Genomic DNA, 18889 nt, shown 5'->3' on the forward strand with positions numbered 1-18889 from the left:
CTCCGGCGTGTACACGTGGCCGTGTCGACAGGGGGTCCTCCGGGCGCACGCCCTCTCCCAGTCCCTGCGCCGACGAGCTTCCTCCTTCGTCACGGCTTCCAGGTGGTCCGGGTTGCAGCCTCGCGTATGGTGGGGTCCCCGAGGCTCGGCATAACTCACCTGGAAGCCTTCGGGACATCACCGACCAACAGCTTGAACACCACGCGGTGGACGAGATCTGTCTCCCCCTGGTAGGAGACTTGACCATGGCCGGACGGGCCCTACCGATCGGAGCTACCGGTCCACAACCAGCAGCCCGACTCCGGGTCCACCTTGATCTTGCTGGCCATACGGCTCGGTAAGTCGCTCGGCTGATGGGCCGACGGGAACCGGGCCAAACACCTGGAGCGGGTCGACGGGCTGGGTACGGTTGCGGGCGGTGGCTGCGTTGGTGGCGGGTCGGGACCGTGAGGCCGTGCGGCGCGGCATGAGGAGACCTGGCCGAAGATCCGTGCGAAGGCGAGGAAGGACGGCGGCGAGGTTCTGTTCGCCGACCAGGTGGGCATCCGCTCTGACCGGGTCACGGGCCGCACCTGGGGCGAGAAGGGCAGAACGCCCGTGGTGCGGCGGAGCGGGAACCGGTTCTCGGTGAACGCGATGTCGGCGCTCGGCACCAAGGGCCGGAGGCACTTCACGGTCTTCACCGAAGAGCTTCACCGCCGAGCTGATGTGTCGCTTCCTGGACCGGCTCGCCGGCCACTTCAACCACAAGGGCCACCTCGGGGTCGACGGGCACTGCGCCCACCGCTCGAGGAAGGTCCGCGACTGGCTCGCCGCCCACCCGACGATGTCGAGCTGCACTTCCTGCCGCCGTACTCGCCCGAGTTGAACCCCGACGAGCTGGTCAACGCGGACCTCGAGCACAGCCTGCCCACACAGCATCGAGCCCGGAACCAGTCCGAACTCGCCGCCGAGACCCGCCGCTTCTTCCGCAGACGCCGGCACCGGCCACACATCGTCCGCGGCTGCTTCGGCGGCCCCACCGTCCGCTACGTCCTGAACGAGAACCCTTTGAGTTTCTGATCAATACCGCAGGAAGCGACCGTCGAGGCCGCCCGCGGACATCGGCCAGGCGGTCCGCGTCCCATGCGACCGTGAACGCACTCCCCCTGGGCATCGTGCCGGGAGCGCTCATCGCTCGGGTTTCCCACCACGGTGGCGGAGGCGTCGACACGGCCGTCTACATGGCCTGGGTCGAACAGACCCGCGGCCCCGGGTCGGGCAGCCGCAGCGGCCTTCCGTCCGCGCCGATCCGTTCGGCCGTCTCATGGACCCTGTGAAGATCCGATGCCTCTTGTGCACGCTCCGCTGCGGCCCCAACCGAATCCTGCCAACACCGTGAAAACCGGTCGCCATCCTTCGCCACGCCTCAACCCGAGGCGGGAAAGGACTCGAGCAGCGCCTCTCGCCCGCGTCGGACGATGAGAGCACCGCGACGTTCCGAGGGAGCGAAGCGCAACCGCCAGGAGGGAGATCGGGGAAGCTCCCCGATCCGGACCACAGAAAGGGCAGAACCGCTACTCGCGAGTTCCTCCGGAGGACCCCACGAAATGATTTAATTTTCAACAAGAATCGCGTCGGGGAAATTCGAAGGATGAACTCAACCGACGGACTTCTTTTCCTCCCGCATATCGAAGGTCACTCCGCCGGCACAGGCTCAATTTCCGGCGTAAGGACGCAGCCGGACGGGCCCGGCCGTCCCGGCGGGGAGGGCCACGGAGGCCGTCCAGGCCGGCGGCACTGGCAGGTCGGTGACAGACCACGCGTCGGGCGTGCCGGGCACCCCGGCGGCGACCGTGACCGTGCCGGCGATGGCCGGATGTGTCTCCACCAGATCCAGGGGGACCGTGACGCCGACACCGACCGCCTTGAGCGCGGCCTCCTTGCGGGTCCAGCAGCGCAGGAACGCCCGGCGCAGTGCGTCCCCGGCGAGGGGGCCGTCCAGCCACCGCGCCTCGGAGGGGGTGAGGACGGTGGGCGCGAGATCCCGGACACGGATGTCCCGCACCCGTTCGACGTCCACCCCGACGGGCACCGCGGCCACGGCGAGCATGCCGCAGCCCGAGGTGTGGGAGATGCTGATCCAGCACGCGACCTTTGGATCCAGCACCGTCGGTGGGCCGTGCTCCCCGTCCCCGCAGCCCGGGCACGGCCTACGACCCAGGCGGATCCGCTCCGGCGCCGTGTCCAGCAGACCTGCCAGGACGCGGCGCACCGACGCCCGGTTGCCGGCGAACTCCGCGGCGCCGGCCGCCGTGCGCATGCGCCCCAGGCGCTGCCTCTCGGAGTCGTCCAGGAGGGCGAGGTCCGCGGCCAGGACCGTCGTTGCGCCCCGCCACCACCACACGGTCGCCCCGTCCGGTGCGTCCCGGACGCCCGGGGATCCACTGGCTGATTCGGTACTGGTCTGGGGTGCGGTCATGCACCGAGACGCTAGGTCGGCCACTCGGCAGGCCGACGACAGATGGCAGTAAGTGGACAAGGACACGCCGTGACAATGACTGGCTGTCACCACCCGGATGTGATCCGTGTCCCACCCGGGGCCGGATCCGCGAAGGCCGCCGGAAGTGCTGCAACTTGCTGACAACCCAGCCGGAGGTTTTGGGTGCGATGGTCCGTGAGGTCCACCAGGGAGGCGCGACTTTGCCCGGACTATGCCTGCGGCCGACGTTGACTGGCTCGCAGCCAGCCCATAATCTCTGAGCTTCGGCGTCGAGCAAACTTGGCCCACCCCGAGCTCCGCCCGCCGCGTCGCTAGTCGCTTTCCCTCGACAGGTAAATTGACAATGAATGGATGATTGTTCAGGCAAAATTAACAGTCAGGGCCCCTGCGCACTTTTCGACAGGAATACGATCCTGACATCGGATTCGCCAATTTCATCCGCCTCCAGGGCGAGGATCCTATCGCCGAGCACTACGGGGAACAATCAGCACAATGAAGACTTCCACGTTGAAAACACATGGTAAAGACCTGGTGTCTGTCGTGATCGGGAAACCTTCATCGGGCGGCGGGTCGACCGCGGGTCCGGCCGACGGCACCATCGATACGGTTGAGGGCATTAACAGGATGGAAAGCGCGCTGCTTCAGGCACGTGCGCTGATCGAATCGACGATGTCGCTGCACCGGACCAGGCCGGTGCGCGAATCCCTCGTCCTGCGCGCGGACGATGCCGACATCGGTGGCACAGTCACCCGGCTCCTCGGACTGGCACGTCACTCCGTCTCCGTGTCGCTGTCCGCCGGCGAGGACGTGTCTGCTGTGTTCGACGCGCTCGCCGCCCACGCGGCACCCTCCAAGGAGCGGGCGGCGGGCGGCGGGACGGGCTCCCCGGGCGGCCCGGTCATCCGACTGCTGTGCACGCCGCAGGCGGTGAACAGTTGCAGGCCGAGCGCCGAGGACTTCCGGGGCACCCGGTGCGAAATCCGGGTCGACGACAGGGAGTTGCGCGGCATGCTGATCGTCGACAGCCGGGTCGCCCTCGTGCCGGGCTCTCCGAAGAAGGCGTACGACGCCGCGATCATCAGGGACACGGCGTCGGCCCGCGCCCTGGACCTGCTGTTCGCCGGATTGTGGGCCAACGCCCGGTCGCTCGCCGAGTACCAGCGCACGAGTGCGCGCATGCGGACGGAATCGGTACGACGCATCTTGGAACAGTTGTGTGAGGGTCGCACCGACGAGGTGGCGGCACGCGAACTCCGGGTGTCCCTGCGCACGTACCGTCGTCACGTCGCGGAGATCATGCAGGAGCTGGGGGCCAACTCCCGCTTCCAGGCCGGGGCCAGGGCCGTGGAGATGGCACTGCTGCCGCAGCGCACCGATGCCCCCGGCAGAGAGTCCGGCAGGGAATCACGACGCCATGGCTGATCCCTATCCTGTCGAATGGCCGCGGTATGCCACCGCGAAGGACTCTCGGAGCCACACCGAGAACACCGGGCAACTCGACGAACAGCCCGCGGACGACCTGGAGCAGACGCTCATGGAGGTCCGTCGGCTGATCGAGGCCACCGTCGCCAAGCACCGCGACCGTGTCGTGCGGGACTCGCTGATCACCAACGTCGCCGCCTGCGGCGGCGAGGTGGCGGCAGCCGCCCTCGGGCTTGTCGCCGAGGCCGAACGGACCATCGACATCGTGCTGGCCGACTCGGAGCACGTGGAGGCGATCAACTCCGTGTACTGGGAGTTGGAGACCTGCCGGAAGAACGTCGGACTGCGGCTCCTGTGCACCCAGGCGATGCTCGACAGCGGCGTGGTCCAGCCCCACATGCTGGAGAGCCTTCGGTACGAGGTGCGGGTGGCCAGGGTGCCCATGCTCCAGGTGATGATCGTCGACGGAGCGGCTGCTCTGGTGACCTCGCAAGCAGTCATCGGGCGACAGGCCTCGGTGATCCGCGCCACCACCGTGATCGGCACGCTGGGCGCCCTCTTCGAGGGGCTCTGGCGCCACGCGGTCCCGGTCGAGAAATGGATCGACTTCGGTGACCGCGACCGCGCCGACGTGGCCCGGCAGATCCTGACCCGCCTTCAGATCGGCATCACCGACGAGGTCGCCGCACGCGAGCTCTCCGTCTCGGTGCGCACCTATCGCCGCTACGTCGCGGAGATCATGGCGCTCCTCGGAGCGAGTTCGCGCTTCCAGGCAGGGGTCCGGGCGGCCGAGCTGGGGTTGCTGCCCAAGGACCGGAAGAGCTCCGGTCACCCGTCGGCCGGGCTGGCCAAGGGGGTGTCCGGGCCGCCGGCCCGGCGGGGTGCACGACGGCAGGACGTGCCGGCCCAGGGAGCGGCGCGGGACGTACGCGACGCAGACGGCACACCTTCTCGTGACGGCCGGTTCGGCACTGGCAGCTTCCTGTAGCCGTCGTTGCACCCGTCCGACGGAGCCGGTTAGACAGGGACCACACGAACGGCGTCCGCCCCGAGCTGACGACCGGACACCCCTGACCCGAGAATTCCGGCGGCCTGTGCGTTTCCTGTGCCGTCGGCGATCCGGTACGCCGCAGGGCCTCGGGGACCCTCACTCCTCGGCCCGCGGCGAACCGGGGGCGGGGCCCGTCACCCGAGGCCAGCAGCCGGGTGCGGGCCCTCTTCTCTGTCCCTGTGCCGCCTGGAAGGTGTGGAAAGTTGACCCCGACGCCGATCGGTCTGGTATTCCCCGGACAGGGGACGCAACGTCAAGGCATGGGTGAACCCTGGCGGGACACCACAGCGTGGAGCCTGGCCGGTGAGGTTTCCCGGCACAGCGGCGAGGACGTCGAGGAACTGCTGCTGCGGACCCCGACCGACGTGCTGCGCCGCACCGACCTGGCTCAGCTCTCGGTCTTCACGGTGGCCTTGATGGCCCACGCGGAGGCGGCACGGTGCGGGGCACTGGACGACGCCGTGGCGTGCGCCGGGCACAGCCTGGGAGAGTACGCGGCGCTGACGGTGGCCGGAGTGCTCACGCTGCCGGACGCCGTCGCCCTGGTGGCGGACCGGGGGCAGGCCATGCGGGATGCCGAGCGACTCCATCCGGGCACCATGGGCGTGCTCGTCGGGAGCGGACTCCCGGAAGCCGAGGCACTGGCCGCCGAGGTGCGGGCCGAGGGGCTCGACGTGTGGGTGGCCAATGTCAACGCCCCCGGCCAGACGGGGCTCTCCGGCTCCGCGGAGGGCATCGGGAGGGCGGCGGAACTGGCTCCGGGCGTGGGGGCCAAACTCATCCGCCTCTCCGTGGGTGGCGCCTTCCACAGCCCCTTCATGGCGCCAGCGGCCGAGCGGCTGGCCCGGACCCTGCGGGACGTGCGGTTCGCCCCGGGGCACCTCCCGGTAGTCGCCAACGTGGACGCGAAGCCGTACACCGGCGACGGGAACTGGCCGGAGCTGGCCGTGCGCCAACTGGTCTCCCCGGTGCGCTGGGAGGAGAGCGTGCGGACCCTGACCGGGCGGCTCGGATGCCGGCGGCTCGTCGAGCTGGGCCCGGGGCGTGTACTGACGAATCTGATCCGCCGGATCGATCCCGACGTCGAGGTGACCGCCGTGGACGGCCCCGGCGCCCTGGAGGGCCTCGCCGCCGTGTGACTCCCCCGCCGCCCTGTACCGAACTCCCCGAACAAGAAGCCCGGTGCCATGAACACCCTGAAGCACACCCCTGGAAGCGACGCGACGTGGTTCCGGCGCTACCCCCCGTCCGCCCCGACCCGTATGCGACTGCTCTGCCTGCCGTACGCCGGTGGTTCGGCGAGTTTCTACCACTCCTGGGGAAACGCCTTCGGTGACGACGTCGAGGTTCTGGCCGCCCGGTACCCGGGGCGCCAGGAGCGGATCACCGAGCCCTGCCTCGAGACCATGGAGGAGTTGGCTGACGCGGTAACCGCGTCCGTCCTGCCCCTCCTTGACAAGCCGTTGGCACTTTTCGGCCACAGTATGGGGGCCTCGCTCGCCTACGAGGTGGCGGTTCGGCTGGAACGCAAGCACGGCTTCTGCCCCAGCGTTCTCCTCGTCTCCGGCCAGCGTCCTCCCCACGGGCAGCGGCCGCGTACCGCGCACCTGGACGGTGCCGAGTCCGTCCTCGCCGAGGTCCGCAAGCTGGGCGGTACCGACGCCGCGCTGTTGGAGGACCCCGACCTGCGGGAACTCGTGATGCCCGCGCTCCTGGCCGACTTCTCCATCGTCGGGCGGTATGCCGAGAAGGGCCCCCGGCCCGCCGTGCCCGTGCGCTGCCCGGTCATCGGTTACGTCGGGGACCGCGATCCCAACGTCACCGTGGAGGACGTGGCCGCCTGGGCCGGCGTCGCCCCGAAGGGCTTCGAGCTCAAGGTGCTGGAAGGCGACCACTTCTACCTGGTGCCGCGCAGGGACGAGCTCGTCGCCGACCTGGCGTCCCGTCTGCGCTGACACCGGCCCCGGCCGCGGCCGGACCCTGCCGAAACCCGTCCCTACCCGCTGTCCTCAGGAAAACCTCCGGCGTTGCTTGGCAGCTTTGTGCAATGTGGCTTGCCGGAGCGGATAGCCGTGGCTTAGAAATCGTCAGGAACTTACTGGAATTGCCCGTTCGGCAATTCACGAGAGAGGTGCCAGCATGGCCGCTGCAACGCGTGAAGAGCGTCTTGTCGTCATCAAGGAAATCGTCTGCGACATTCTTGAGATCGAGGAGGACGAGGTCTCGGAAACCAGCCGCTTCAAGGAGGACCACAACGCCGACTCGCTCCGTGCGATCGAGATCCTCGCGGCACTGGAAAAGGAATTCGGCGTGGTCATCAACCAGTCCGAACTGCCCCGCATGGTCAACCTCACGGGCGTGTACGAGGTCGTCGGGGAGCCCGCCGGCTGGTGACCCGTCCGCGACGCCTCCGGGTGGCGCGCGCGTAGGTCGGACGTGGACAAGGAGGTAGGCATGTCGGCAGTGCACGACGCCGGTCCGGAGGCAACGGGACGGCACCGGGTGGTCCTGACGGGACTCGGAGTGGTCTCCAGCATCGGGCTGGGGGTGAAGGAGTTCCTCGGAGGACTGAAGGAGGGCCGCAGTGGGGCCCGGCCCATCACGGTGTTCGACACCGAAGGATTCGCCCACGCCAACGGCTGCGAGATCGTCGAGTTCGAGCCGCTGGACTGGATCCGCACCCTGGAGACGGAACAGCTCGGCAGGGCGGCGCAGTTCTCGGCCGCCGCGGCCCGGATGGCCTTGGAGGACGCCGGCCTGGACGCTGCCGACCTGCGCGGCCGACGAGGTCTGATCTCCATCGGCACCACCGATGGCGAGTCCTACGACCTCGATCAGCTGGTCGAGGCCGAACTCAAGGGCGGACCGGAGGAGTTCGACCCGATGGCGGCCGGGAGGATCCCCGCCGGACGGCTCTCGGTTGCCATCGCCCAGGAGCTCGAACTGGCCGACGTCGAAGCCGTCACGGTTCCGACCGCCTGCGCCGCCGGCAACTACGCCATCGGCTACGGCTTCGACGCGGTGCGCTCCGGCGAGGCGGACTACGCGTTCTGCGGCGGCGCGGACGCCATGTGCCGCAAGACGTTCACCGGCTTCTACCGGCTGGGAACCATCGCGCCGGAGCACTGCCGGCCGTTCGACGCCGACCGCAAGGGAATTCTGACCGGTGAGGGCGCCGGAGTGCTCGTCCTGGAACGGCTGGAGTCAGCCCTGGAGCGCGGCGCCACCATCTACGCCGAGGTGCTCGGCTACGGCCTCAACTGCGACGCCCACCACCAGGTGGCGCCCAACCGGGCGAGCGTCGCGCGCTGCATGGAAATCGCCCTGGACAACGCGGGCGTGAAACCGGCCGAGGTGGACCTGATCTCCGCCCACGGGACGGGGACCAAGGCCAACGACATCACCGAGGCGGGCGCCATCCGCGAGGTGTTCGGCACTCCGCCGCGCACCGTCTCCATGAAGTCGATGCTCGGCCACAGCATGGGCGCGGCGAGCGCCCTGGGCGCCATCGGCTGCGCACTGGCCATCGCCAACCGGTTCATCCCGCCGACGATCAACCACGTCACCACGGACCCCGAGTGCGACGTCGACTGCGTGCCGAACCAGGCCGTCGAGGCCGACCTCAAGGTCGTCCAGAACAACGGACTGGCGTTCGGCGGCAACAACGCCGTGGTCCTCCTCGGCCGGTACGACCACCCGGAGGAGGAAGCATGCTGAGCCGTCAGATCACCGGCATGGGCGCTGTGGCCAGCACTGGAAGAGGCGTCGGAACACTCTTCGACAACCTGTGCCAGGGAATGACCGGTCGCGCCGAGTTGCGCGGGTTCGACCGCACCCGCTTCCGGGCGCAGCACGCCTACGAGGTGGACAACCGCCCCGAGGCGGGCAAGGACGTACCCGCCCGCGCCACCGCGCTGCTCATCGACGCGATCGCCCAGGCGGCGGCCGACGCGGGCCTGGGCGAGGACCTCTCCGGCATACCGATACTCATCGGGACGGGGCTGCGCGAGCTGCGCTCCCTGGAGCTGTGGTGGCGCGAGGGCACCGACCTGGACGACACCGGGCTGCACTTCGGCACCGCGCTGCGCGAGCGGTTCAACGCCGATGTGACGCACACCTTCTCCAACGCCTGCTCCGCCTCGCTGTACGCGCTGGCACTCGGCTCGGACCTCTTGGCGGAGGAGGGCGACCACACCCCCGGCACGGTGATCGTCGCGGGCGTGGACGTGCTCACCGAGAGCATGTACGGCCTGCTGGAGCGGGTTCACCCGACCCCGCCGGACCGGGTGCGGCCCTTCGACCGGGACCGCACCGGAGTCCTCATGGGCGACGGCGCCGCCGCCGTCGTGCTCAGCCGGGAAACCGGCGACCGGCGGGCGCACGCCCTGCTCCGCGGTGTCGCCGTCAACTGTGACGCCTTCCATGTCACCGCGCCCTCCCCGGAGGGCATCGCGCAGGCGATGCGCACCGCGTACGACATGGCGGGCGTCAAGCCGAAGGACATCGACCTGGTGATGCTGCACGGCACCGGGACCCTGCTCAACGACGAGGCCGAGGCGACGGCGATGGCCAACGCGCTGGGCGACGCGGCGAGCGGTCCGCTGATGACGGCGATCAAGTCGATGACCGGCCACACCTCCGGCGCGTCCGGGCTGATGGGTCTGGTCATGGGCGTCACCGCCCTCAACGAGGGACGCGTCCCGCCCACCGTCGGCCTGGAGCGGCCGGTGGAGGAGGCCTCGCAGTTCCGTTTCGTGACCGGTGAGGCCGCGTCCGCGTCGATGAACGTAGTGCAGCTCAACGCGTTCGGATTCGGCGGCATCAACGCCGTCGCCCTTGTGGAGGCCACCCCGTGAGTGTCGTCATCAGCGGAGTCTCCGTCCTGCTCCCCGGGGCCGACAGTGCCAAGGCACTGGCCGCCGGCCCGGGCCCGGCGCCGGGCCCGTCGAGCCGGCCGCTCTGGTGGGCAGGAAGGGCCTGCGTTACAAGGACCGGGCCACCCAGCTCGGCTACTGCCTGACTTCCGCGGCCCTGGCCGACGCCGGCCTCCTCGACGAGGACGGCACGGTGTCCGGCGGGGACGTCGGCGTGGTCGCCAGCTCCAACTACGGCAACCTGGACACTGTCGTCCGCGCGCTGGACACCCTGCGGGAGGGCACCGTCTCGGCGACCAGCCCGATGGACCTACCGAACGCTTCGAGCAACGTCATCGCCTCCTCGGCAGCCATCCGCTACGGCCTGCGCGGTCCCAACCTGATGGTGTGCAACGGCGCGACCTCCGGGCTGGACGCGGTCAACTGGGCCGCGACCATGATCACGGCGGGCCGCGTGGACCGGGTCCTCGTCGTCGGCGTCGAGCCGGACAACGACGTCGTACGCCGGCTGCTCGGCGGCAGGCATGCCGTCGACGGGGGCGCCGCCGTCGTCCTGGAGGACGCGGGGGCGGCCCGTGCGCGAGGCGCGAGGGTCCGCGCCGTGCTCGGCCGGTACGTCCGTGCGGCCGGTGTCGGGGCGGTCCTGGAACGGCTGACCGCCTCCGGAGTGCCCGCCCCGGCGTGGTGGCACCTTCCTGACACGGCTCCCGAGGGGGTCGGCGCCGACCTGCTGCCCGGGGTGGAGCGGACCTCCCTGCCCGAGCACTCCGGCCGCGCTTCCGGCGCGCTCGGTGTGCTCCAGTGCGCGACGGCCGTCGGCCTGTTCGACGAATGCGGTGAGGGGCCGGTGTTCGCGGTCTGCGGCACCGACGCCGACGACGCCTCGGCCGGACTCGTGCTGCTGGAGCCCCTGGCCCTGGAGACCCCCTGATGTCCACGTCCGACGGCCTCGGCACCGGGTCGGTCCGCCGGCGCACCGCCGGCACCGGCGGGCCCCGGCTGCTGCTGGTCCACGGACTGGCGGAGAACGACAGCGTCTGGGACCTCAGCGCCGAGCTGCTGCCCCCCGAGTACGAGGTGTGGACGGCCCGGCTGCCCTGGAGTGCCGAGGGTGTGCCCGACTGGGGTACCGACGGTGATCTCGTCGGTCCCCTGGCCCGGGCGCTGGCCTCGGTGCCCGGCGGCCCGGAGATCGTGGTGGCGCACTCCATGTCGGCGGACGTCCTGCTGGACCTCGTCGACCGGGAGAGCCGGCGGGGCGGCGACGCCCTCGCCCGATTCGGGGTCCGCGGCCTGGTGCTGGTCTCGCCGTTCTACCGGCGCACCGCCGAGGAGTTCGACTGGGACACCATCACCTACTACCTCAACGACTTCCACCTGATCATGGAGGAGGGCCTGCGGGTCCACTCCGGCGACCGGCTTCCCGCTTCCCTGCGGGCTGCCATGGGGGAGCGGGTACGGGACCGGGTGGGCCCGTACGGCTGGCTGCGCTTCTTCGAGCTCTACCTGCGCACTCCGCAGCTCCAGACAGGCCGGGTCACCGTGCCCTGTCTGGTACTGGGGGGCGAGAAGGACTTCGCGGCACCGCCCGGCGAGAGCGTGGCGCTGGCCGCCGCGCTGCCGGACGCGCGAGCACTCGTTCTCCCCGACTGCGGGCACTTCCCGATGATCGAGGAAGCGGAACGGTTCGCCTCCGAGACCGTCACGTTCGTCAACTCCCTTGGGACCGGCGCTCCGCACCGTGAGCCCGTCCCCGACACAGCTCTGGAGCACCGTCGATGACCATCGTCACGGAGCCCGCCGTCAAGGCGCTCCTCACCGAGACGACCTCCGTCCAGGTCCGCCCCCGCTACGAGGGCTCCAACATCTGCACCTGGATCGGTTTCAAGCACGTCAACTACATGGTCGAGGAGGCGGTCCTCGACCACTTCCGGCAGACCGCTCTTCCGGCCCGCGGCCTGTACGAGGAGCACGGCCTCGGCCTCGACTTCGTCGGGATCGACACCCGCATCCTGCACGCCTTCCACATGGACGACGTCGCCACCGCCGAGGTCGTCCCGTTCACCAAGGACGCGGACGGCACGCTGGGCTTCAAGGTGACCGTGCACGTGGAACGCGACGGGGAGATCCTCAAGGCCGTCACCTCCAAGGTGCGCGTGTCCCTGCGGATCGACACCTACCTCGACTCCGCGGGCGAGGTGCCCGAGCAGCTCGCCCGTTTCGCCGTCGACCGGCTCGGAGCCGACCTGGAGCCCGCGCCGCTCACCCCGTTCACCTCCGAGGACACGATCCTGGAGGAGCTGCTGGAGGGCAAGAACGCCTACGGCTGGAAGTGGAACATCCCGTACCCGTACTGCCACTTCACCGAGCGCCTCCAGATGTCCGGCTACCTGAGGCTGATGGAGGAGGGCAAGGACCGGTTCGTCGCGGACCGGGGCATCTCCATCAAGACGCTGCTGGACGACCGCCGGTGGATCCCGGTCGTGCCGCGGTCCGAGATCCGGATCCTCGACGAGGCGATGATGGAGGAGGACCTCTACACCACCTACGAGGTGGAGGAGGTCTTCAAGGACTTCACCTACACCACCCGGATGAACTGGTACGTCGTTCGCGACGGCGGCCTCCTCAAGACCGCCACGGGCACCATCGTGCACGGCTACGCGGTCATCAAGAACCGTCGTGACTGGAGCCTGGAGAACTTCGACCAGCACGTGCTGGACGCGCTCAACGGCACGGCGCAGCAGCAGCCGTGAACGACGCCTGGGAGGGGAGCGGCGGAAAGACGCCGCGGATCCTGCTGATCGAGAGTCACGGGCCGTGCGCCCCGGTGGACGCCGGCCTCCGGCGTGACGCCACGGCGCAGGCCCGGGCCGGGTACCCGGTGCTGATGTACCTGGTGGAGGACGGTTGCCTCCTTGCCCGGCCCGGGACCGACGAAGACCTGGACCGCTTCGAGGAGGCGGGCGGCCGCCTGGCCGTCGACCGCTTCTCCCTTGTGCAGCGAGGGATCGAGCATCTCCCGCTGCGCCCCCGGGCGACGGTCTCCGACATGGACGAACTGGCCGGCTGGCTCACGGGCCCCGACGTACAGGCGGTGTGGCACTGACATGGCACGCAGCATTCCGCCCACCGACGTACTGATCACCCTCATGGGCTCACCGCACGAGTCGGAGCGCGTCACCAGCGCGTTGCGCCTGGTCCAGGCACTGCTGGAACAGGGCCGTGCGGTACAGGTGTGGGCCTGCGGGTACGCCACCCTGCTCACCCAGAACCCCCTGGGTGAGGACAAGCCGCGCAACCTGGCGAACTGGAACGGGACGTACCCGTCCACGGCCGCCCTGGTGAAGGACATGCTGGAAACGTTCCCGGGCCGCCTGTACTGGTACGGCTGCCGGTTCTGCAGCGACGACCGGGGTGCGGTGGACCACCTGCCGCAGGTCGTCATGCGGCCCCCGTCCGGCTACGGCGCCAATGTGGCTGCGGCCGGCCGCACCCTCCAGGTGGGGGTCCTGTGATGGCCGGCGTACGGACCACCGAGGAAACCGGTATGACGCAACGGCGCACTCTGGCCATCGTGGAGAAGGCCTACCGCGGGGCGCTGGAGAAGCAGTTCTTCGACGCCCTGTACCTGGCGGTGGAGCTGAACCGTCAGCTCGGCGGGCTCGACGTGCTGCTGCGCGGACGCGCCGTCACCTACGGCGTGCGTGCCGAGCCGGTACCCGCGCTGCGGATCGGCAGCCGCACCCTGGACACCCTCACCGACCCCCGGCGGGACCTGCGCACCCTCATGGACGCCGGGGTCCGGGTCCACGCCGAGGAGTCCGGTCTGGCCGCACACGGTCTGTCCCCGGACCGGCTGCTGGACGGGGTGCAGACGGCCTCCGACGGGAGCATGGCCCTGCGCTGGCCCGAGTACCGAATGGTCTGTTACCTGTGAACCGAAGGGAAGCGTGGCGCACATGACCACCACCGCAACGGGCGCCGGGCGCCCCGTCATCACCGCGTGGTCCGCGGTGTCGCCGTTCGGCATCGGCCGGACCGCGTTCGCCGAGGGAGTGCGCGAGCGGCGCCCCACCGTCTCCGCGCTCGCCGGGACCGGGCCCGCCGGGCCCCGGGACGAGGCCTGCGTGGTCCCCGACTTCGAGGTCCGTACGGTACTCGGCAAGAAGGGGACCCGGTCCATGGACCGGGTCACCGGACTGGCCGTGACCGCCGTCGGGGCGCTGCTCGACGACACCGAACGGAGCCGGGCCGTCGGCACCGGCGAGGGCGCCGCACTGGCTCTGGGCACCACCACCGGCAGCGCCCAGAGCATGATGGACTTCACGCGGGATTCGCTCACCGGCGAGCAGCCGTTCTTCGTCGACCCGGCACGCTTCCCCAACACCGTGATGAACTGCGCGGCCGGCCAGAGCGCCATCTGGTACCAGCTGAAGGGCCCCAACACGACCATCGCGGGCGGCCGGGTGGCAGGGCTGCACGCCCTGAACTACTCCCGCCGGCTGCTGGCCGCGGGGCGTGCCCAGACGGTGCTGTGCGGCGCCGCCGAGGAGTACTCCCCCGCCCGCGCCTGGCTCGAGCACCACTCCGGTGACGGCGAGCCGAGCGCGCCGCTCGGCGAGGGCTGTGCCGTACTCCTCGTCGAACCCGCGGCCGGCGAGGGCGCCGGGCAGCCAGTGCTGGCCGAGATCCTCGCCGTCGAACTGGGCGTCGTGCTCCGTGACGACGTGTCCGGCAGCCTCACGTCCTGCCTGCGCGGCGCACTGCGCCGGTCCGGTGTCGACCTCTCCGAGATCGCCGCCGTCGCCCGCTCCGGTGCTCCCGGGGCGGAGGGCGAGGCCGAGACCACGGTCGTCGGCGAGCTGCTGGCCGGCGTGGACGCGGCCGACCTCACCCAGGTCGCGCTGATCGGCGACACCGGTGCCGCCTCCGCCGCCTTCCAGACCGCCGCCCTGCTGGCTCACGCGGAGGACGACCGCGCCGTGGCCGGGAAGGTCGGCCTCGTCACCTCCGTCGACCGGACCGGGACCGTCGGCTGTGCCCTGCTCCGGCTGCGCTGATCGCCGTCCGCCCCGCCGCCGTCACCCAAGAACGAAACGCTGAGAGAGGTATCACCGTGCTGGACAAGGAAGAACTGCGCTCGATCGTCGCGCAGGTACTGGACGTCGACACCGCCGAGATCACCGACGACGCCAAGTTCGTCGACGACCTGGAGGTCGACTCCCTCCTGGCCCTGGAGATCGTGGTCGTCCTGGAGAAGAAGTACGGGGTGAAGCTGCCGGAGTCCGAGCTGCGGCAGATCATCACCCTGCAGAGCGCCTACGACCTGCTGGCCGGAAAACTGCAGGCCGTCTGATGGACGTCCTCGCCGAGCCGCGTCCGGGCGCCCCGGCACCCGAAGCGTCCCGGTTCGCCGGAGCGCTCTCGGGGACCGTCGAGGTCCGGCCGTCGGAGAAGGACGGGCGCACCTCCACCCGGTTCACCGTGTCCGCGGACGAGACGGTGCTCCCGGGCCACTACCCGGGCTTCCCGATCTTCCCCGGCGTGTGTCTTGTCGAGTACGTGCATCTGAGCGTGCTCGCCACGGCATCCGCCGAGGAGCCCGAGCCCGAGCTCGTGGCCGTGGAGAGCGCCCGGTTCACCGGGCCCGTGTACCCGGGCGACGAGCTGACCGCGGACATCGACTGGAAGCCGGTGGACGGCGGGGCGTGGCAGTGCCGGGCGAAGATCCGCTCCGGCCGGGGCGACGCCGCGTCGGTGCGTCTGCGCTACCGCCGTGCGACGGAAGGAGCGTCGGCGTGAACGGGCAGAGGGAGATCCGCGGCAGGCTGCCGCACCGCTACCCCATGCTGCTGGTGGACCGGGTCACCCAGGTGGAACCCGGCCACTCACTGACCGCCCTCAAGGCGGTCACCTGCAACGAGCCCTGGTACGCGAACCTGGGCCCGGACACCCCCGAGGAGGGTTTCGGTTATCCGAAATCGCTGATGGTGGAGTCCTGGTGCCAGTCCGCGGGCCTGCTGGCCACCTGGGACGCGCCCAACCCCGACGTGCTGACCGGGCAGGTCATGCTGTTCGGTGGCATGACCGGGGTCGAGTTCCACCGCACCGTCCTGCCCGGCGACGTCATGGAGCACCGCGTGCTCGCCGGACGCCGGGTAGACGACACCGTGATGTTCGAGGGCGAGAGCCTGGTGGACGGCGAGACGGTGATGACCGTCGGCCGGATCGTCATGGCCTTCCGTCCGGCAGACGTTCTGAGACCCGAAGCGAGCTGAGCGAAGATCATGCAGGACAACACTTCCCGGGTGGCGCTCGTCACCGGTGGTTCACGCGGGATCGGACGGGCGTGCGTGCTGGCCCTCGCCCGCGACGGTTTCGATGTCGCCTTCTGCTACCGCGCCGACGACGAGGCGGCCCGGCAGGTGGAGAAGGAGGCCGCGGAGTTCGGCGTCCGGGTCATGTCACGGCGGACGAACGTCGCCGACGGCCCGGCCGTGCGCTCCTTCGTCGAGGAGGCCGAGGGCACGCTCGGCCCCGTCGACGCGGCGGTCACCGCTGCCGGGATCACCCGCGACAACCCGCTGGTGCTGATGGACGACGACCAGTGGCATCAGGTCGTCGACACCAACCTCGACGGCGTCTACCACCTGTGCCGCGCGGTCGTCTTCTCCATGATGAAGCGTCACACCGGCGCGATCGTCAACATCTCCTCGGTGGCCGGGGTGTACGGCCACGCCAGCCAGAGCAACTACTCCGCCTCGAAGGCCGGCATCATCGGCTTCTCCCGGTCGCTGGCCAAGGAGGTCGGCCGCTCCGGGATCCGCGTCAACTCCGTCGCCCCCGGGTTCATCGACACCGACATGGTCGCCGCGATGAACGACAAGGCACGCAAGGACATCACCCGGACGATCCCGCTGCGTCGCATGGGCCGTGCCGAGGAGGTGGCCGACCTCGTCGCGTATCTGGTGTCGGACCGAGCCGAGTACATCACCGGTTCCGTCCTGCAGATCGATGGTGGCATCACCATCTGACCCTCTGACCACCGGACGGCCCGGAGGACCCGGCCGTCCGCCCCCCCGGCCCATCCGTGACCGGCGGCAGCACTCAGCAAGTTTGGAGGCGGTGATGGCCCGACGGAGGCCGCGCTGGTACTTCTCGTTCCGCAGCCCCTATTCGTGGATGGCGTACCGGGACCTGATGGCCCACCACCGGGACGTCGCGGAACGCATCGACTGGCTGCCCTTCTGGGAGCCGGACGCAGAGGCGAACGGCCACCTGGAGCAGGCTGGCATCAGTCTGCCGTACGTGGCGATGTCGCGGGAGAAGCACCTCTACATCCTCCAGGACGTGCGGCGGCTCGCTCGCGACCGCGGCCTGGAGATGGTGTGGCCGGTCGACCGCCGCCCCCGGTGGGAGGTGTCGCACCTGGCGTACCTGGTGGCCGACGAACTCGGCCATGGACAGGAGTTCATCGCGGCGGTCTACCGCGCCCGGTGGGAGGAGGGGCAGGACATCTCCGACCCGGCCGTCATCGCGTACATCGCCGAGCAGCTCGGCCTGGACCCGGTGCGCCTGTCCACCGCGTGCGACGATCCGGCCGTCCGCGAGCACGGCCTCGGAGCCCTCAACTCGCTCTCCCGCGACGGCGTCTTCGGAGTTCCGTTCTTCATCGACGGCTACGAGAAGTTCTGGGGTGTGGACCGGCTGCCCGGCTTCGTCGCCTCGGTCCGCTCCCGCACCACCTGAGCCAGCCCCGCACCCCGACCCCATCCGCACCCCCCGACCCGCCCACCCTCAGCAACGAAGGAGCCCGACATGGCGACCAACCCGTTCGAAGACGACAACGCGAGCTACTACGTTCTGGTCAACGAGGAGAACCAGCACTCGCTGTGGCCCGCGTTCGCCGAAGTGCCCGCCGGCTGGACCATCGTGTTCGGCGAGGAGAGCCGGCAGGCGTGCCTCGACCACATCACCGAGAACTGGACCGACATGCGGCCCAAGAGCCTTGCGATGGCCATGGACGCCTGACAAGGGCATCGCAAGGGGGCGCGACCCGGTATCCCCGGCCGGACGCGCCCCGCGCAGGGGGCTCGGTGAGCGGGTGCGACGCCCACCGGGCCCCCTCCCCTGTACGGGGAGACCCGCCCCGCCCGTCACCGCCGTGCGACAAAGGGCTTTTCGGTGGCAGCTTGATGCAGCCGCCATTGTCCGTCTTCCGGAGCCGATGCGACAGTGCTCGGAATTGACCAACATCGGCCATGTCCGGTCGCGGAATTCAACCGCCGGGATACCTGCCGCACACACTGCGCAATCCCTGCCAAGGCGATCCGCTAGAGGTGGAAGAGAATCATGCTCGCTGGTGACGGAGTACCGCTTACGTCCGCGCAGTCGGGAATCTGGTTCGCCCAGCAACTCGACGCGTCGAATCCGATCTACAACGCCGGCGAATACCTGGAAATTCACGGGTCCGTCGATGTTGCGGTATTCGAGGCCGCGCTGCGGCAGGTTGTGGCCGAGGCGGAGAACCTGCGCGTCACCTTCGTCGAGACCTCCGACGGCCCTCGCCAGTACGTCCACCCGGACCCCGAGTGGCGGCTGCGGGTCATCGACGTGAGCGGTGAGGCCGACCCGCGGGAGGCCGCCGAGGCATGGATGCGCGCGGACCTGGCGCAGCCTCAGGACCCTTCGGTCGGGCCGCTGTTCCTCTTCGTCCTCTTCCGGGCCGCCGACGACCGCTGGTTCTGGCTGCACCGTTACCATCACCTGCTCGTCGACGGGTTCACCGTGGCGCTCGTCGCCGGACGCGTCGCCGAGGTCTACACCGCCCTGCTGAGCGGCGGGGCGAGCGAGAACCCCTTCGGTTCCCTGGACAGCCTCGTGGCCATGGACGCCGCCTACCGTTCCTCGGACACCTTCGACGCCGACCGCGCCTGGTGGGCGGAGAAACTGGCCGGCCGCCCGAGCCCGTCAGCCTTTCCGCCAAGGAACCCACGGCCGCCCGCGGCCTGCTGCGCCGCACCGAGTACCTGAACGCCGGGGCGGCCGAGAGGCTCCGTG

General features: G+C 70.0%; 23 protein-coding genes and 1 pseudogene. 23 read left to right on the top strand and 1 reads right to left on the bottom strand.

Features of this window, described 5'->3' with window-relative positions:
- Positions 1-465: 465 nt before the first annotated feature.
- Together WJ438_RS08385 and WJ438_RS08390 are read left to right on the top strand one after the other, a co-directional pair.
- Positions 466-1062: pseudogene (locus WJ438_RS08385) on the top strand (IS630 family transposase); the annotation flags it as partial.
- 71 nt (positions 1063-1133) lie between these two features.
- A complete protein-coding gene (locus WJ438_RS08390) occupies positions 1134-1319 on the top strand; it encodes a hypothetical protein (protein WP_406724647.1) in 186 nt (61 codons plus the stop codon).
- Between the two features lie 377 nt (positions 1320-1696).
- Here the strand turns inward: WJ438_RS08390 and WJ438_RS08395 are convergent, their stop codons facing one another.
- The gene (locus tag WJ438_RS08395; protein WP_406724648.1) at positions 1697-2461 is read right to left on the bottom strand and encodes a 4'-phosphopantetheinyl transferase family protein; all 765 of its coding nucleotides are present in this window, start codon (positions 2459-2461) and stop codon (positions 1697-1699) included.
- A 645-nt stretch (positions 2462-3106) separates the two neighbouring features.
- Between WJ438_RS08395 and WJ438_RS08400 the strand changes: the two genes are divergently transcribed.
- From WJ438_RS08400 to WJ438_RS08500, 21 genes are all read left to right on the top strand, one after another.
- On the top strand, positions 3107-3904 hold the full coding sequence (locus WJ438_RS08400) for a response regulator transcription factor (protein WP_406724649.1): 798 nt from the start codon (positions 3107-3109) through the stop codon (positions 3902-3904).
- Complete coding sequence (locus WJ438_RS08405; protein WP_406724650.1) at positions 3897-4892, top strand: response regulator transcription factor; 996 nt, start codon at positions 3897-3899, stop codon at positions 4890-4892. The genes WJ438_RS08400 and WJ438_RS08405 overlap by 8 nt, the downstream gene beginning before the upstream one ends.
- Before the next feature lie 266 nt (positions 4893-5158).
- Positions 5159-6094: an ACP S-malonyltransferase gene (locus WJ438_RS08410; protein ID WP_406724651.1), complete on the top strand. Its 936-nt coding sequence runs from the start codon at positions 5159-5161 to the stop codon at positions 6092-6094.
- A 48-nt stretch (positions 6095-6142) separates the two neighbouring features.
- Entirely contained in the window at positions 6143-6910 is a 768-nt protein-coding gene (locus tag WJ438_RS08415) for a thioesterase II family protein (RefSeq protein WP_406724652.1), read from the top strand.
- Between the two features lie 184 nt (positions 6911-7094).
- Entirely contained in the window at positions 7095-7349 is a 255-nt protein-coding gene (locus WJ438_RS08420; RefSeq protein WP_406724653.1) for an acyl carrier protein, read from the top strand.
- Between the two features lie 60 nt (positions 7350-7409).
- Positions 7410-8672: a beta-ketoacyl-[acyl-carrier-protein] synthase family protein gene (locus WJ438_RS08425; RefSeq protein WP_406724654.1), complete on the top strand. Its 1263-nt coding sequence runs from the start codon at positions 7410-7412 to the stop codon at positions 8670-8672.
- On the top strand, positions 8666-9811 hold the full coding sequence (locus WJ438_RS08430; protein ID WP_406724655.1) for a beta-ketoacyl synthase N-terminal-like domain-containing protein: 1146 nt from the start codon (positions 8666-8668) through the stop codon (positions 9809-9811). The genes WJ438_RS08425 and WJ438_RS08430 overlap by 7 nt, the downstream gene beginning before the upstream one ends.
- 106 nt (positions 9812-9917) lie before the next feature.
- Positions 9918-10760 (top strand): beta-ketoacyl synthase N-terminal-like domain-containing protein, encoded by an 843-nt coding sequence (locus tag WJ438_RS08435; protein WP_406724656.1) that lies wholly within the window; start codon positions 9918-9920, stop codon positions 10758-10760.
- Entirely contained in the window at positions 10760-11611 is an 852-nt protein-coding gene (locus tag WJ438_RS08440; RefSeq protein WP_406724657.1) for an alpha/beta fold hydrolase, read from the top strand. Before WJ438_RS08435 ends, WJ438_RS08440 begins: the two co-directional genes overlap by 1 nt.
- A complete protein-coding gene (locus WJ438_RS08445) occupies positions 11608-12582 on the top strand; it encodes a hypothetical protein (protein ID WP_406724658.1) in 975 nt (324 codons plus the stop codon). The genes WJ438_RS08440 and WJ438_RS08445 overlap by 4 nt, the downstream gene beginning before the upstream one ends.
- On the top strand, positions 12579-12935 hold the full coding sequence (locus WJ438_RS08450) for a hypothetical protein (protein ID WP_406724659.1): 357 nt from the start codon (positions 12579-12581) through the stop codon (positions 12933-12935). The genes WJ438_RS08445 and WJ438_RS08450 overlap by 4 nt, the downstream gene beginning before the upstream one ends.
- Before the next feature lies 1 nt (position 12936).
- Positions 12937-13344 carry a hypothetical protein gene (locus tag WJ438_RS08455; RefSeq protein WP_406724660.1) on the top strand — a complete coding sequence of 136 codons (408 nt, stop codon included), beginning with the start codon at positions 12937-12939 and terminating at the stop codon, positions 13342-13344.
- A gap of 32 nt (positions 13345-13376) precedes the next feature.
- Positions 13377-13766 carry a hypothetical protein gene (locus WJ438_RS08460; protein WP_406724661.1) on the top strand — a complete coding sequence of 130 codons (390 nt, stop codon included), beginning with the start codon at positions 13377-13379 and terminating at the stop codon, positions 13764-13766.
- 22 nt (positions 13767-13788) lie between these two features.
- On the top strand, positions 13789-14889 hold the full coding sequence (locus tag WJ438_RS08465) for a beta-ketoacyl synthase N-terminal-like domain-containing protein (RefSeq protein WP_406724662.1): 1101 nt from the start codon (positions 13789-13791) through the stop codon (positions 14887-14889).
- A 56-nt stretch (positions 14890-14945) separates the two neighbouring features.
- Positions 14946-15185 (top strand): acyl carrier protein, encoded by a 240-nt coding sequence (locus WJ438_RS08470; protein ID WP_406724663.1) that lies wholly within the window; start codon positions 14946-14948, stop codon positions 15183-15185.
- Positions 15185-15631: a 3-hydroxyacyl-ACP dehydratase FabZ family protein gene (locus WJ438_RS08475; RefSeq protein ID WP_406724665.1), complete on the top strand. Its 447-nt coding sequence runs from the start codon at positions 15185-15187 to the stop codon at positions 15629-15631. The genes WJ438_RS08470 and WJ438_RS08475 overlap by 1 nt, the downstream gene beginning before the upstream one ends.
- Positions 15628-16107 carry a 3-hydroxyacyl-ACP dehydratase FabZ family protein gene (locus tag WJ438_RS08480; RefSeq protein ID WP_406724666.1) on the top strand — a complete coding sequence of 160 codons (480 nt, stop codon included), beginning with the start codon at positions 15628-15630 and terminating at the stop codon, positions 16105-16107. The genes WJ438_RS08475 and WJ438_RS08480 overlap by 4 nt, the downstream gene beginning before the upstream one ends.
- Positions 16108-16116: 9 nt before the next feature.
- Positions 16117-16863, top strand: a complete 747-nt coding sequence (gene fabG / locus WJ438_RS08485) for a 3-oxoacyl-[acyl-carrier-protein] reductase (RefSeq protein ID WP_406724667.1) — start codon at positions 16117-16119, stop codon at positions 16861-16863.
- Positions 16864-16957: 94 nt separating this feature from the next.
- Positions 16958-17578: a 2-hydroxychromene-2-carboxylate isomerase gene (locus WJ438_RS08490; RefSeq protein ID WP_406724668.1), complete on the top strand. Its 621-nt coding sequence runs from the start codon at positions 16958-16960 to the stop codon at positions 17576-17578.
- 69 nt (positions 17579-17647) lie between these two features.
- A complete protein-coding gene (locus WJ438_RS08495; RefSeq protein ID WP_406724669.1) occupies positions 17648-17860 on the top strand; it encodes an MbtH family protein in 213 nt (70 codons plus the stop codon).
- Between the two features lie 321 nt (positions 17861-18181).
- Entirely contained in the window at positions 18182-18862 is a 681-nt protein-coding gene (locus tag WJ438_RS08500; protein ID WP_406724670.1) for a condensation domain-containing protein, read from the top strand.
- Positions 18863-18889 lie beyond the last annotated feature (27 nt).

This window comes from Streptomyces sp. GD-15H (genome assembly GCF_045291515.1).
Classification (GTDB): Bacteria; Actinomycetota; Actinomycetes; order Streptomycetales; family Streptomycetaceae; genus Streptomyces.